General features: G+C 66.7%; 10 protein-coding genes and 1 riboswitch. Of the genes, 6 read left to right on the top strand and 4 right to left on the bottom strand.

The window, feature by feature from the left end; genetic code table 11:
* The first annotated feature begins 2 nt into the window (after positions 1-2).
* The gene (locus MP11Mi_RS01340; RefSeq protein ID WP_420040531.1) at positions 3-1,745 is read left to right on the top strand and encodes a glycerol-3-phosphate dehydrogenase/oxidase; all 1,743 of its coding nucleotides are present in this window, start codon (positions 3-5) and stop codon (positions 1,743-1,745) included.
* Here MP11Mi_RS01340 and MP11Mi_RS01335 read toward each other — a convergent pair whose 3' ends face one another.
* From MP11Mi_RS01335 to MP11Mi_RS01325, 3 genes are read right to left on the bottom strand one after another with little or no spacing between them, the layout of a single operon-like run.
* The gene (locus MP11Mi_RS01335) at positions 1,746-2,174 is read right to left on the bottom strand and encodes a pyridoxamine 5'-phosphate oxidase family protein (protein ID WP_420040530.1); all 429 of its coding nucleotides are present in this window, start codon (positions 2,172-2,174) and stop codon (positions 1,746-1,748) included.
* A gap of 41 nt (positions 2,175-2,215) precedes the next feature.
* Positions 2,216-2,986, bottom strand: coding sequence for a DNA-formamidopyrimidine glycosylase family protein (locus MP11Mi_RS01330; protein WP_420040529.1), 771 nt, complete (start codon positions 2,984-2,986; stop codon positions 2,216-2,218).
* A 3-nt stretch (positions 2,987-2,989) separates the two neighbouring features.
* Entirely contained in the window at positions 2,990-7,804 is a 4,815-nt protein-coding gene (locus tag MP11Mi_RS01325; protein ID WP_420712825.1) for a DNA glycosylase AlkZ-like family protein, read from the bottom strand.
* A 99-nt stretch (positions 7,805-7,903) separates the two neighbouring features.
* A riboswitch (cobalamin riboswitch) is annotated at positions 7,904-8,022 on the top strand.
* Positions 8,023-8,062: 40 nt separating this feature from the next.
* Between MP11Mi_RS01325 and MP11Mi_RS01320 the strand changes: the two genes are divergently transcribed.
* The 4 genes from MP11Mi_RS01320 (at position 8,063) to MP11Mi_RS01305 (ending at position 11,375) form a co-directional block, all read left to right on the top strand.
* Complete coding sequence (locus tag MP11Mi_RS01320) at positions 8,063-8,290, top strand: CbtB domain-containing protein (protein WP_420040528.1); 228 nt, start codon at positions 8,063-8,065, stop codon at positions 8,288-8,290.
* A 25-nt stretch (positions 8,291-8,315) separates the two neighbouring features.
* A complete protein-coding gene (locus MP11Mi_RS01315; protein ID WP_420040527.1) occupies positions 8,316-9,122 on the top strand; it encodes a CbtA family protein in 807 nt (268 codons plus the stop codon).
* Between the two features lie 164 nt (positions 9,123-9,286).
* Complete coding sequence (locus tag MP11Mi_RS01310) at positions 9,287-10,048, top strand: 8-oxoguanine DNA glycosylase OGG fold protein (protein ID WP_420040526.1); 762 nt, start codon at positions 9,287-9,289, stop codon at positions 10,046-10,048.
* Positions 10,049-10,148: 100 nt separating this feature from the next.
* On the top strand, positions 10,149-11,375 hold the full coding sequence (locus tag MP11Mi_RS01305; protein ID WP_420040525.1) for an acyl-CoA dehydrogenase family protein: 1,227 nt from the start codon (positions 10,149-10,151) through the stop codon (positions 11,373-11,375).
* 60 nt (positions 11,376-11,435) lie between these two features.
* On the opposite strand, the gene MP11Mi_RS01300 is transcribed toward MP11Mi_RS01305, so the two are convergent.
* On the bottom strand, positions 11,436-12,980 hold the full coding sequence (locus tag MP11Mi_RS01300; RefSeq protein ID WP_420040524.1) for a flavin-containing monooxygenase: 1,545 nt from the start codon (positions 12,978-12,980) through the stop codon (positions 11,436-11,438).
* A gap of 115 nt (positions 12,981-13,095) precedes the next feature.
* Between MP11Mi_RS01300 and MP11Mi_RS01295 the strand changes: the two genes are divergently transcribed.
* On the top strand, positions 13,096-14,307 hold the full coding sequence (locus MP11Mi_RS01295; RefSeq protein ID WP_420040523.1) for a PucR family transcriptional regulator: 1,212 nt from the start codon (positions 13,096-13,098) through the stop codon (positions 14,305-14,307).
* The last annotated feature ends 5 nt before the right edge of the window (positions 14,308-14,312 follow it).

Below are 14,312 nucleotides of genomic sequence, written 5' to 3'. Positions count from 1 at the left end.
GCATGGAGACCGAGTTCAATCCGGACCGACCTGCCGACCTCACCCCCGCGTACCGGAACGAAGCGTGGCGTCGGCTGGGCAGCGAGCAGTTCGACATCGTGGTGGTCGGCGGCGGCGTCGTCGGTGTCGGCGCGGCGCTCGACGCGGCGACCCGCGGGCTGCGCGTCGCACTGGTCGAAGCCCGCGACATCGCATCGGGGACGTCGAGCCGTTCATCGAAGATGTTCCACGGCGGGCTCCGCTACCTCGAACAGCTCGAGTTCGGTCTGGTCCGCGAAGCGCTCCACGAGCGTGAACTGTCGCTGCGGCTCCTCGCGCCGCACCTGGTGAAGCCGCTGCCATTCCTCTACCCGTTGACGCGACGGATCTGGGAGCGCCCGTACGTCGCGGCGGGCCTGTTCCTCTACGACCGGATGGGTGGCGCGAAATCAGTTCCCGGGCAGCGTCACGTCTCCCGGTCAGGCGCTCTGCGCGTCGCACCGGGACTCAAGCGTCGTGCCCTCATCGGCGGCATCCGCTACTACGACACCGTCGTCGACGACGCGCGGCACAGCCTGACGTTGGCGCGGACCGCGTCGAACTACGGCGCGGTGATCCGCACGTCGACGCAGGCCGTCGGATTTCTCACCGAAGCAGACCGGATCAAGGGGGTGAAAGTCCGCGATAGTGAGACCGGGGACACCGCCGAGGTCAAGGCGCACTGCGTGATCAACGCGGGCGGTGTGTGGACCGACGAAGTGCAAGCCCTGTCGAAACAGCGCGGCCACTTCAAGGTCCGCGCATCCAAAGGCGTCCACATCGTGGTGCCGCGCGACCGGATCGTCAGCGAGTCCGCGATCATCCTGCGCACCGCGAACTCGGTGCTGTTCGTCATCCCGTGGGAGACACACTGGATCATCGGGACCACCGACACCGACTGGAACCTCGACCTCGCGCATCCGGCAGCGACCCGCAAGGACATCGACTACATCCTCGACCGCGTCAACACCGAACTCGTCACCGCGCTCACCCACGACGACATCGAAGGTGTCTACGCCGGACTGCGCCCGCTGCTGGCGGGCGAAGACGAAGGCACCTCGACGCTGTCGCGCGAGCATGCCGTCGCCGTCGTCGCGCCGGGCCTGGTGTCGATCGCGGGCGGCAAATACACCACCTACCGGGTGATGGGCGCCGACGCCATCGACGCGTGCGTCGACTACCTGCCGTCGCGGGTCGCGTCGTCGATCACCGAGCGGGTGCCACTCGTCGGCGCGGACGGATACTTCGCGCTGATCAACCAGTGCGAGCACCTAGGGCAACGGTTCGACCTGCACCCGTACCGGATTCGTCGTCTACTCAACCGGTACGGCTCGATGTTCGACGATGTGCTGCACTTCGGCGACGAAGATCCGTCACTGCTGCGACCCCTCGCCGCAGCACCCCAATATCTACGCGCCGAGATCGTCTACGCGGTCGCCGCCGAAGGCGCACTGCACCTGGAGGACGTCCTGGCGCGGCGAACCCGGATCGCCATCGAGTACAGCCATCGCGGCGTCGACTGCGCTGTCGAAGTCGCCGCACTCATGGCCCCGTTCCTCGGGTGGGACGACGCGACCGCCGCGCAAGAGGTAGCCACCTATACGGCGCGGGTCGAAGCGGAGATCGCCTCGCAGCGACAGCCGGACGACGAGTCGGCCGACGCTCTGCGCGCGGCAGCGCCGGAAGCCCGATCGGAGATCCTGGAACCGGTCCCGGTCCCGGACTGATCAACTGACGACGCGGTCGGGCTCCGGGCCGATCGTGAAGCGGCGACCACTGACCTCGTCGACGGTGATCCGCACGTAGACGGTCTTGAGCGTCGGGATCCACGGTCGCAGCGGCGCCCGGTCGGCTTCGGCGATTTCGTCAGTCCCGGACAGAATGTGTGCGGAGCCTTTGGCGATGACGCTCCACCCGACCCGGCTCGTGAACGCGTCCGTCTCGAAGCAGACGCGTTCGTTGACCGCCAGCGACGACAATTTGGTGCCCTCAGCCGTCCGCAACAAGATGGTCCCGTCGTCGACGTGCACGTTGAGAGGGTAGATCTCTGGCTGATCGTCGACGCTCACCGCGAGACGCCCGAACACGGTGCCGCTCAACAGTTCCCAGGCCTGGGCCTGGGACATCTCGGTCACTGAGTCGTTATGCGTGGTCATGAGCCTTATTCTTCGCCGCCACAGTGCCCGCCGCTAGGGACTTACGGCTGCTGGCATCGGGGACACAAGTACACGCCCCGACCGTCGAGTTCGTGGCGGACGACGGTCGTGCCGCACCTGCGGCACGGGCGACGATCCCGCCCGTACACCCACAGTTCGCGGCCCCGCGCAGTGACACCGGTAGTCGATCGATTCGGCCGTAACCGGTTGTTCCACAACAGCCGATGCGCGGTCTCTACGATCGCAGGCAGGTCGACGTCGCCCGCCCGAACCGTCGGATGGACACGGCGCAGGAAACAGATCTCGCTGCGGTACACGTTGCCGATGCCTGCGAGAAGTCGCTGGTCGAGGAGGGCGACGCCGATCGGAGTATCCGCGGACCGGGCCAGATTGGTGACGGCCGCCGCGGCGTCCCAGTCATCGCCGAGCAGATCGGGACCGAGGTGCGCGACAGCCGTCGCCGGGTCGGCGAGGACGTCGACGACGCCGAGATCGAACCCGACCGCTTCGACGTCGTCGGTGCGCAAGACGACGCGCGCCGCATAGCCTGGCCTGCGCCACCGTGTGCCCAGCGGACCGACCTGCCAGAGTCCCTCCATCTTCAGATGCGAGTGGATCGACGCGGTGCGTTCGTGTGCGGCCACGTCGACGAACAGATGCTTGCCTACCGAGCGGACGGCGGTGACCGTCCAGCCGGACAGATCGGTGGTCGCATAGCGGGGGACCCGAAAATCGGTGCGCGTCAGGGACTTTCCGGCCAATCCACTGCGGAGCCGGTGGGCGGCGGCGAATACGGTGTCGCCTTCGGGCACGCCTCAGCCCATCCTCGGGTCGTAGTTCATGCGGAGCCCGCGCGGTGTCGACGAGAAGCCGGCAGCGCTCAGCTCGCGCCCGAAGTCCGTCGACAGCACGGGTTCGCCATCGACCTGGTCGACATGGATGCGTGGCACGCGACCGGCGCGAACCGCGGCGACGACCGCCCGGGCCGCCGCCGCCAAGAGCTCGCCGTCGTCGGTGAACGTCAACACCGTCTTCCCGCCACGCTCGATGAACACGGCGAGGTCGCCCGAGACGAGCGCCACGACGGCCCCGGCTTTGCGGCCCGGCCGGTGACCGGTGTCCTCCCTCGACGGCCAGTCCAATGCCGCGCCGTACGGGTTCGCCGGGTCGGTCGATGCGAGCAGCACCGCCTCGGTTCGGCGGTCGCGGGGCACGTCGACCTCGTCGCGCAGCCGGTCGACGGTGTGCCCGGCCGCGAACTGGGCACCGCCCAGCCCATCGACGTAATAGCCGCGCCGCACCTGCCCGCTGTCCTCGAATACGGTGAGTGCCTTGTACATCCGAGAGAAGCCGCCATCGATCTCACTGACAGTCACCGCGCCCTTCGTGACGACGCCGAATCGGTCGAGCAGAATCTCACAAGTGGCGGCGGCCAGCATCGTCGCGTCAATCGTCGGACGCTGCAGCGCCGACCACCGTCCGCCGAGCAGCGGCGGGACTGCCGCGGCGACACCATCGACGCCCGCGAGATAACGCGCCGAGAGACGGGCAGTGCGCAGGCGCGGTGCCCGGCCCCGTGACGCGTGCGACGGCGACGACGGACGACTCCGCGTCGGATTCAGCGCGGCGCGGACCACCGAGAACGAGTCGTTCGTGACACGCCCGGCCCACACCAGATCCCACAACGCCGCCTGCATGGTCGGGTCGTCGGTGACCGGGGCGTCTGCGCTTGCGGCATCCCTCAGTTCGGGTGCCCGCAGCGCGTGACCACCGTCGAGGGCCGCGACGATCCGATCGTGGAGCGCCGTGAGTTCGACGTCGTCGGCGGGCCGCAGCGTGAGCGGCGCGGCATCGGAGGGGTGCAGCGCGATCCAGCCGTCCGACCCGCCGATCGAGCCGTGCCCAGACCAGGTCACCTCGCCCGCGGCGAGCAATTCGTCGAGCATCGCCGGCGAGTAGTCCCGGACCCGCGTCGGCAAGACGAGCGTCTCCCACGCCGATGCCGGGATCGGATGCCCGGCGAGCTGTTCGACGACCTCAGCGACACCCGACACCCCAGTCAACCGATTCCGCTCCACCACATGCTGCCGGTCCAGGAGGAAGCGTGAGAACGCCTGTGTCGGAACCGGTTCCACTTCGGCGCGCCCCGCAGCGAGCGAGCCGCGACGCAACTGGCCGAGCACCTCACTGTGACACCACTGCCGTTGCGGCGGCCCGTCGTACGGGACGAACTCGCCGTCCAGAACGACGCGGCGGCCGGCGAGCGCGTCGAGGGATCCGGCGACAACGGCGACCGCCATGCCGAGCGACTCGGCGGCATCGTCCACCGTGAACGGACCATGCGTGCGAGCGAAACGGTGCACCAGATCGCCGACCGGATCACCGACAGCGACGAGGAAATCGGCGGGCACCCCTAACGGGAGCGGAACACCCAGACCGTCGCGCAAGCGGGCCGCATCCTCGGCCGCCGCGAACAGTTCACGGCCCCGATGGCGCACAGCGATCGCACGCCCCGACGTCGCGAGCTCGTCGAGTGCGCCCGCCACATCGACATCATCGCGGCACCGAGCGACCACGTCGCTGACAGTAAGCGGTCCCAGCCACCGCAGCAGGTCACCGACATCCTCGGCGTCACGGGCCCGACGGTCGGGGGCGAGCCGCTGCAGGCGAGCCGTCACCGCGGCAATGACGTCAGGGTCGAGGAGCTCGCGCAGGTCGACGCGGCCCAGGAGCTGCGAAAGGAGTGCGGTGTCGAGGGCGAGCGCGGTGGCGCGACGCTCGGCCAGCGGCGCGTCGTCGTCGTACATGAACGCGCCGACATAGCCCAACAACATCGACGCCGCGAACGGCGACGGCGACGGCGTCTCGACCTCCACCACCCGAACCTTCCGCGAGCGGATCCGGGTCAACAGGTCGATCAGAGCAGGCAGGTCGTACACGTCGGCGAGACATTCGCGGACCGTCTCCAAGACGATCGGGAAGTCCGGGAACTGCGAAGCGACCGCGAGGAGTTGCGCGCTGCGCTGGCGCTGCTGCCAGAGGGGCGCGCGCCGACCCGGATCCCGCCGCGGCAACAGGAGAGCGCGGGCGGCGCACTCCCGGAAGCGGGACGCAAACATGGAAGACCCGGCCAACGCGTCCGTCACCTGATCTTCGACCCCATCCGGGTCGGCGAAGAACACGTCGGCGCCAGGCGGCACATCGTCGGTGTCGGGCAGCCGGACGATGATCCCGTCGTCCGTCGCGGTGGTCGCGCCGTCGATCCCGAGACGCGCCGACAACTGCGACGCGATCGCCGACGCCCACGGCGCGTGCACCCGCAGCCCATACGGGGAGTGCAAGACCAGCCGCCAGTCACCGAGCTCATCGCGGAACCGTTCGACCACCAGCGTGCGATCGGTGGGAAGCGTCCCGGTGGCCTCCCTCTGTTCGAGCAACAGCGACGACAGATTGCCGCGCGCACGATCAGTCAACCCCAGCCGCGCGGCCTGCTTCGCCAGCTTGTCGTCGTCGGCGATCGATCCGATGAACGCACCGATCGCGGCCCCGAGCTCGGCGGGCCGCCCCTGCGAATCACCGATCCAGAACGGGAGCCGGCCCGGCATCCCGAACGCCGGGGTCACCAGCACCCGGTCGTGCGTAATCTCCTCGATCCGCCAACTCGACGCGCCCAACGCGAACACATCGCCGACCCGCGACTCGTAAACCATCTCCTCGTCGAGTTCGCCAACCCGTCGAAGCTGACCGGAGTCGCTACCAGAACTCACGCCATCGAGCCCGCTCCCGCCCCGCCCCGCACCCGCCAAGAACACCCCGAACAACCCGCGATCGGGGATGGTCCCGCCAGAGGTGACCGCCAGCCGCAGGGTGCCGCGACGGGCAGTCAAGACACCCGCTGCGCGGTCGAAGTCCACGCGCGGGCGGAGCTCGGCGAACTCATCCGACGGGTAGCGTCCCGAAACCAGGTCCAAGACACCGTCGTAGACGTCGCGCGTCAACTCCCTGTACGGCATCGCCCTGGTGACAGTCGCATACCAGTCGTCGACATTCACATCGTGCGCGGCCGTCTCCGCAATCGTCTGCTGAGCGAGGACATCCAGCGGATTAGTCGGGACCGCGAGCGACTCGATCTCGCCGCGCCCCATACGGTCGACAGTCACCGTCGCATGAATCAGATCCGTGCGATGCTTCGGATACAGGACGCCGCGGCTGACCTCGCCGACCTGATGCCCGGCACGCCCGACCCGCTGCAAACCCGATGCGACCGACGGCGGCGACTCCACCTGCACCACCAGGTCGACCGCGCCCATGTCGATGCCCAACTCCAACGAACTCGTCGCCACGACGCACCGAACACGACCCGATTTCAGATCGTCCTCAATCGACGCCCGCTGGTCCTTACTCACCGACCCGTGATGAGCGCGCGCCAGAACCGGTGCAGCGGCTGATTCAGTGGGCCCGCTCGCTCCGCTCCCGGCGCCGGACACAGTGGGCCCGCTCGCTCCGCTCCCGGCGCCGGACACAGTGGGCCCGCTCGCTCCGCTCCCGGCGCCGGACACAGTGGGCCCGCTCGCTCCGCTCCCGGCGCCCGAACTGATCCCCGAACCCGACACGTACGACGGCATCCCGCCGGGCACCGACGGATTCCTGGTTCCAGGGTCGTGCGGTACGCCCGCGCGCGCAGCGGCAATCTCATTGAGCCGGGCAGTCAACCGTTCGGCAAGCCGCCGCGAGTTCACGAACACGATCGTCGAACGATTCTGCTCGATCTCGTCGACGATCGACTCCTCGATGAACGGCCACAGCGAACCGGCGGTCGGGGAGAACGCGTCGTCGAGGTCCGCCTCGGCAGCGGGGGCCGGCACCGGCAGATTCGCCATGTCGTCGACGGGCACCTCGACGCGCAAATCGAACGTCTTGGCTGCGCGCGGCTTCACGACAGTGCATGGCGTCGACCCGGACAGGAAGTCTGCGACGCGCTCCTCGGGCCGGACCGTGGCCGAGAGTCCGATGCGTTGCGCGCGGTCGGGCAGTAAGTCGTCGAGTCGCTCAAGGGACAGCGCCAGATGCGTACCGCGTTTGGTGGCGGCGACGGCGTGCACCTCGTCGACGATGACCGTGTGCACGCTCGTCAACGTCTCCCGCGCCGAGGACGTCAGCATGAGATACAACGATTCGGGAGTCGTAATCAGGATGTCCGGCGGGGTGCGCTGCAATGCTCGACGGTCGGCGGCCGGAGTGTCACCCGACCGCACTCCGACCGTCACAGACGGCGGCGGGGCGCCGAGTTCGGCTGCCGTGTGGGCGATTCCAGTCAGCGGTGCCGCCAGGTTCCGTTCGACGTCGACGCCGAGTGCCTTCAACGGTGAGATGTAGAGGACGCTCACCCCCGAGCGCTCGGCCTCGGGGTCGCGAGTCAGCGTGTCGATCGCCCACAGGAAAGCGGCGAGCGTCTTCCCAGACCCGGTCGGTGCGACGACCAGAGTGTCGTCGCCGTTCGCTATCGCATCCCACGCACCCGACTGCACCGGCGTGGGCCGCGCAAAAGCACCGGTGAACCAGCGGCGGGTGGCTGGCTGCATCCGGTCCAGAGCTGAGTCGGTTCTGACCACACGACCATTCAATCGCATGTCACCGACAATCCGCGTCCGGAGACACCGCAGACATCCGAGAACGCGATATTCGCCGACTTCGAGGTCGTCCGTGACCGAGTCGACGGAGCTCAGGAGTATGGTCCATCTCATCCCGGTGCGGGGAATTCGGTGAGAATCCGAAGCGGTCGCGCCACTGTGAGTTCTCGCCTGCGGGCGGGGCGAGCCAGATCACCGGCCGGGTGTACCGCCGCTACGAGCCGGACGCCCGATCCGGAGGACAGGACAAACTCACCCATGACACTCTCCGTCGTCTCACCGCAGGACGCGACACGCGCCCTCGCTCTCCCCGACGTCTCCGTCGTCAGCACCGCGCTGGTGCTGACCGCGACCGTGCTGGTCGCGGCGTTGGCCTACTACTTCCTCGGCTACGACCAAGGCGCCGTCTCCATCTTCGGTGGCGACACACATGTCCACGAGTTCATCCACGACTCACGGCACTTCCTCGGCTTCCCCTGCCACTAGAACCAGACGCAGGAGAAAACCGAACATGGAACGCAAATTCATCGGCGCAGGCCTTCTCTCCGGCCTGATCGCCGGACTTATCGCTTACGCCTACGCACGGATCTTCATCGAACCGCAGGTCGCCAAGGCCATCGACTACGAAGGGGTCCGCTCCGAAGCCGAATCGATGCTGAGCGGTGAACACGAGCACGAACACGAACTGTTCACCCGGTCTGTGCAGGAGAACATCGGCGCGGGCGTCGGCACGGTCGTCTTCGCTCTCTCGATCGGCGCGCTGTTCGCCGTCGCGTTCACCGTGGCGTGGGCGTACGTCGGGCGACGTCGTCCCTCGACCGATCCGCGTGCGCTGGCCGCCGTGCTGGCAGGCATCGCATTCGTCGCGGTCATCGCCATTCCGTTCTTCGTGTACCCGCCGAACCCGCCAGCCGTCGGCGACGAGGACACGATCGGTTCGCGGTCGAGTTCGTATCTCACGATCACAATCGTGTCGATCGTCCTCGCGATCGTGGGCGTGCTCATCGCCACATCGCTGTCGTCGCGGATCGGCGCGTGGTCATCTAGCGTCGTGGGCGCCGTCGTCTACCTGATCGGTGTGACGATCACCGCGTCGCTGCTACCGGAGTTCAAAGAGGTCCCGGGCCCGGTCATGGACGGCGACCGGATCGTCGCGCCCGGCTTCCCAGGTCAAGTGGTCGCAGACTTCCGTGTCTACGCGATCGCCAACCAAGTTCTGTTGTGGGCAGTGTTGACCACCGTGTTCATCGGGCTACTCGGCCTGATGATGCGCCGCACCCGGTCGATCTCGGTTGCAGCCGAGTCGATCTCGGCCTGAGTCGACTGTCATCGCCGCAGGCCGGACCGCACCCGAGGCGGTCGCGGCCGGCCTGCGGCAGTGGTTCAGACCCGGATGCGATGTGCGCCCGGCATCCGCGCTGTCGATGAGAAGGCCCGAACTCCGTCGCCGGAATTGTCGTAGGCGCGTGCCACCCTGCAGGTATGAAGCGGGGTGACGAGAAGCTGGTGGTGCCGAAAGACTGCGTCCTCTGGTGCCACCGCCAGCCGTATGCGGAAGCGGTCCTGGACGACTACGCCGAGGTCGACCTGGACAAGTGGAACCGGCAGTTAGAGGTCTTGCGCATCCCGGCGCGCGTCTACGCGGTGAACGCTGACGGTCGCCAGATCGAAACGGGAGTAGGGCACATCCGCCGAGGCGACCTCGACGCGGCGAGCACCACACTCGATCTCGGCCCCGACCCCGCGTTGAACAGGTTGTACCTGTGCGCTGCGTGGCTCCGCGCGCACCCGGACCGTGGCGGCTACCGGCGCTTCCTGGACGTACGCGATCCACATGACGGTCATCACCCGCTCGATCTCATCGCGCGAGCGCTCGACGCGTGTAAGGCCGAGCCCGCACTGGTCCACACCGGCGCGTTCCGCACGTGGTCGGGGTGGCCGGTCGCTCCGGGCGTCGGACACTCGCTGATGTCGTTGTACTGCTGGGCCGTTCACGGGACAAAGCCTGATCGGCCGCAACTGCTCGACAAGTTCAGTGCGGCAAGCATGATCCGTTACGGATGGATGGAGGACGGGGGAGCATCCCAGTTCTCGGTGCGGACATACGCCCGGTACTCCAACCTCATCCACCGCTGGGCGGGACAGGCAGGCACCAAGCCCGAGATCGTAGAACTCTGGCTCAACCGTGACTGGCATCGTCGCCTCGACCGCAGTGTTCGGCACGACGATCTCGCCCTGTGGTGACGACAGGTCTACATCGGCGGGGGACACGTTAGGCGCACGCTTCGCCTGGGCGCTACTGTCGTGACCAAGGTAGAACACGTTTCAATTTCTTGGAGGTCGCATGTTCGAGTGGTCTGACGAAGACCTGATGGTGCGGGACGCCATCCGCGGTTTCATAGCGAAGGAGGTCAGTCCGCACATCGAGGACCTCGAGAGCGGTGCACTCCCGCCGTACGACATCATCCGCAAAATGCTGGCGACGTTCGGCATGGACACGATGAACGCAGAGAGCCTGGACAAGGAACTGGCAGCGGAAGAGGCCGGCGAGAAGCGGGCGCCGAGCGGAGGATCGTCGAGCCTGGCAAGTTCGATGTTCCTCATCCTCAACATGGAGATGGCGGGCGTCAGTCTCGGGACGATCGGCTCGATGGGTGTGTCGATGGGGTTGACGGCGTCGACTATCCGCAGCCGCGGCACCCTCGCACAGAAGCGGCGGTGGCTGCCCGACCTGGTGACGATGCGCACGGTCGGCGCGTGGGCGATCACCGAACCCGACAGTGGCTCGGACGCACTCGGCGGTATGAAGACCACCGTCCGCCGCGACGGTGACGACTACATTCTCCGCGGTAACAAGACCTTCATCACCAACGGTCCATATGCCGACACCATCGTCGTGTTCGCCAAGTTGGACGAAGGCGACGGAATTCCGATGCGTGAGCGAAAGGTGCTGACGTTTGTGCTCGACGGCGACATGCCGGGCCTCACGCGTGGCAAGTCGTTCAAGAAGATGGGCATGATGAGCTCGCCGACCGGCGAGTTGTTCTTCGACGAGATCCGGTTGACGCCGGACCGCCTGCTCGGCGAGACCGAGGACACCGGCGCCGACAAACGTGGCGGCGACAGTGCGAAGTCGGGCTTCACCGCCGAGCGCATCGGCATCGCAGCACTCTCGCTCGGCATCATCAACGAGGCGCAGCGACTGTCGATCGACTACGCGAAGAAGCGCACGCTGTGGGGGCAAGAGATCGGCAAGTTCCAGCTCATTCAGCTTAAGCTCGCTGAGATGGAGGTTGCGCGGCTCAACGTGCAGAACATGCTGTTCGTCGCGATGGAGGCGTCGAAGGCAGGCAAGCCACCGACTCTCGCGCAAGCGTCGGCGATGAAGCTGTACTCGTCCCGAGCGGCCACCGAGGTCGCGATGGAGGCCGTCCAACTGTTCGGCGGAAACGGCTACATGGCCGAGTACAAGGTGGAACGCCTGGCGCGCGACGCGAAGTCGTTGATGATCTACGCCGGATCGAACGAGATCCAGGTGACGCACGTCGCGAAAGGGCTCCTCGCCGGCTGAGCTGTCGAAACAGAGCAGGGCCGGAGCGATAATCGCTCTGGCCCTGCTCTGTAATCGGTGTCAGACTGCCGCAGTCGCGGCGGGGACGCTCGCGCGCCGGTAGTCGAGGTAGTCGTCGACGATCTCGCCCTTGCGGAGCTGTTTGACGTCGGACGAGACGGCCATGGTCATGGTCCACGGAGCGGTTGTGCCCTGTTTGGGAAGCCGATTCAGCGCGCGCTGGACGTATCCGGCACCGAAGTCGAGGAGCGGACGGGTGTCCATCGCCGGGTCGGCCACGGCACGGACCGAGGTGTACTCACTCGCATCCATGTAGGTCAGCACGCGGCAGAAGTACTCGCACAGCAGCCCGATCTTCAGCGTCCACGACGAATTCGTGTACCCGATGGCCATGGCGAAGTTCGGGATGCCCGATAGCATCATGCCGCGATACGCGACGGTCTCCGAAAGGTCGACCGTCTCGCCGTCGACCTTGATCTCCATGCCGCCGAAGAGTTGAAGGTTGAGTCCGGTCGCGGTGACGATGATGTCAGCCTCGAGTTCGGTGCCGTCCTCCAGAAGGATTCCGCCTTCGGTGAACGTCTTGATGCGGCCGGTCTCGATCGACGCGGTGCCCTTGCTGATGGCGCGGAACAGGTCGCCGTTCGGGACCACGCACAGACGCTGATCCCACGGGTTGTACGGCGGATTGAAATGGGTGTCGATGTCGAAGTCTTTGGGCAGAAGCGCCGAATTGGTCGCTCGGATGATCTTGCGGGCGGGCTTCGGGTATCGCTGACAGAGATTGAAGACGATCTTCTGCTGCAGGATGTTCTTCTGGCGGCTCAACGCGTAGCCGCGGTCGGCGCCGAGAGCCTTCTTCATCAGGTTCGAGATCGCGTCTTCGCGGGGGAGTGGAATCACATATGTCGGCGTGCGCTGCAGCATCGTGATGTGTTCGGTCTTGTCAGCCATCGACGGGACCAGCGTGACCGCCGTCGCGCCAGAACCGATGACGACGACCTTCTTGCCCGCATAGTCGAGATCCTCAGGCCAGTGCTGCGGGTGGACCACCTGGCCGGCGAACTTCTCGATGCCCGGGAACTCGGGGGTGAAGCCTTCGGCGTAGTTGTAGTAGCCGGTACCGGCGAACACCCAGTGGGCTTGGACCACGAAGTCGTCATCCGCATCATTGCGGTGGACGGTCACATTCCACAACTGCTCGGACTCAGACCAGTCGATAGCGGTGGCGCGACGGTTGTAGACGATGGCGTCGTCGAGACCGTCGTCGGTGATCGCGTCGTGCAGGTAGTCGAGGATGCGCGGAGCGTCGGCGATCGACTGTGGGTCGCGCCACGGCTTGAACTCGTAGCCGAAGGTGTTCAGGTCCGAATCCGACCGGATTCCCGGGTACTTGAACAGACTCCAGGTGCCGCCCGCGCGGTCGCGTGACTCGATGATCGCGAAACTCTTCGACGGGTGTTCGGTGCGCAGGTAGTGGCCTGCGCCGATACCCGAGATACCCGCGCCGAGGACGAGGACGTCGAGCGGGCCGTCGGTGAGGAGGGAGTCAGGGAGCGCGGAGTCAGTGGGGGCGACGTTTGGGCGGATGGAACCGGGGTTCATGGGCTGGGTCCGTTCGGGTCGGGATCTCTTACTATCAATGGTCGTTGTTAAGATTCCACACGCGCAAGGGTAAAGAGCATCAAGTATCGCGGCTTCTAGGTGCATAATGCACCGAATGGATGTGTTTCCCAGTGATGGCCCAATCAGTCCCACTGTCGCCGAATTGATCCGCTCGGGTGTTCGAGCAGTTCTCGACGCTCCACAGGAGTGGATCGACGCCCTCGATGCCGCCGTCACCAGTGGGGCGGGCATGGAGGGCATCGTCGACGACGAGGGTCTCCTCGACGTCGCGCTGCGGATCAGCGCAGGCAACTTAGCGCACTGGGCCGCAGCCAACATGACCGACCCGGGGGCGAGAGTTCCGGTCGCAATCACCGATGAGGCGCGTGCCTACATCCGGGATCTGGCGCGGCGCGGCCTGGACTCTCGGTCGCTCGACTCATTCCGGACGGCGCAGAACGTCGCGTGGCGGCAATGGATGGAGATATGTTTCGGACTCACCGACGACCCGATGACTCTCCGGGAACTGCTCGAGGTTACCTCGACGTCTATCGCGAACTTCATCGACGACACAGTGCGCGCACTCGCGGAACTTATCGATGTAGCGCGAGCCGAACTCGGCGCAGACACACACGCCCAACGTCGAGCGGCGGTCGCGCTAGTGCTCGAAGGCGCCCCGATCGCCACAGCGCGAGCGGAGACGCAACTGCGGTACCGGCTCGACGGTCCGCATACCGCGATGGTGCTGATCGGCGACCCGGGGACGCGACCGGAGGAACTCGAAGCCGCGTGCGAGGCGATCATGGATGCGAGCGGCGCGACTCGGCGGCTGGTCGTCGTCTCCGGGGCGTCGGAGCTGTGGGTGTGGCTTCCCCGTAACGAGGTGTGCACCGACGCGGTGGCCGCGTATCCGGGTGTCCGGGTGGCGACGGGATCGGCGGGGAGCGGTCGGGAAGGCTTTCGCACCAGCCACTTCCAAGCGCTGACGGCCGCGCGGCTACTCAGGCGGTCACGGTCGCCGAGGCGGGTGGCGCGCTACGAGCAGGTGCGACTAGTCGCGCTGCTGGGTGAGGATCAGGCGGCCGCCGCCGAGTTCGTCGCGTCGACCCTCGGCGAGTTGAAGGATGCCGACGAACAGATCCTGGAGTGCGTTCGCACCTGGTTCGCCGCAGGTTGCCGGGTCAGCGAGACGGCTGCGGTGCTGTACACACACCGCAACACCGTTCTCCGTCGCCTCGCGCGCGCGGACACTCTGCTCCCGATCCCCGTGCGCGAGAACGCCGTCCACGTCGCCGTCGCCCTGGAACTGCTCGACTGGGCGGCGTGAACGCG

Origin of the sequence: Gordonia abscondita, assembly GCF_032711245.1 — a bacterium.
GTDB lineage: Bacteria > Actinomycetota > Actinomycetes > Mycobacteriales > Mycobacteriaceae > Gordonia.
This window is presented reverse-complemented; position numbering and strand designations above follow the sequence as displayed.

Excerpts from the sequence above, each read along its gene's own strand:
- MP11Mi_RS01310 (WP_420040526.1), top strand. The coding sequence starts at position 9,287 with ATGAAGCGGGGTGACGAGAAGCTGGTGGTGCCGAAAGACTGCGTCCTC.
- MP11Mi_RS01325 (WP_420712825.1), bottom strand. The coding sequence starts at position 7,804 with ATGCGATTGAATGGTCGTGTGGTCAGAACCGACTCAGCTCTGGACCGG.
- MP11Mi_RS01335 (WP_420040530.1), bottom strand. The coding sequence starts at position 2,174 with ATGACCACGCATAACGACTCAGTGACCGAGATGTCCCAGGCCCAGGCC.
- MP11Mi_RS01320 (WP_420040528.1), top strand. The coding sequence starts at position 8,063 with ATGACACTCTCCGTCGTCTCACCGCAGGACGCGACACGCGCCCTCGCT.
- MP11Mi_RS01300 (WP_420040524.1), bottom strand. The coding sequence starts at position 12,980 with ATGAACCCCGGTTCCATCCGCCCAAACGTCGCCCCCACTGACTCCGCG.
- MP11Mi_RS01340 (WP_420040531.1), top strand. The coding sequence starts at position 3 with ATGGAGACCGAGTTCAATCCGGACCGACCTGCCGACCTCACCCCCGCG.
- MP11Mi_RS01315 (WP_420040527.1), top strand. The coding sequence starts at position 8,316 with ATGGAACGCAAATTCATCGGCGCAGGCCTTCTCTCCGGCCTGATCGCC.
- MP11Mi_RS01305 (WP_420040525.1), top strand. The coding sequence starts at position 10,149 with ATGTTCGAGTGGTCTGACGAAGACCTGATGGTGCGGGACGCCATCCGC.
- MP11Mi_RS01295 (WP_420040523.1), top strand. The coding sequence starts at position 13,096 with ATGGATGTGTTTCCCAGTGATGGCCCAATCAGTCCCACTGTCGCCGAA.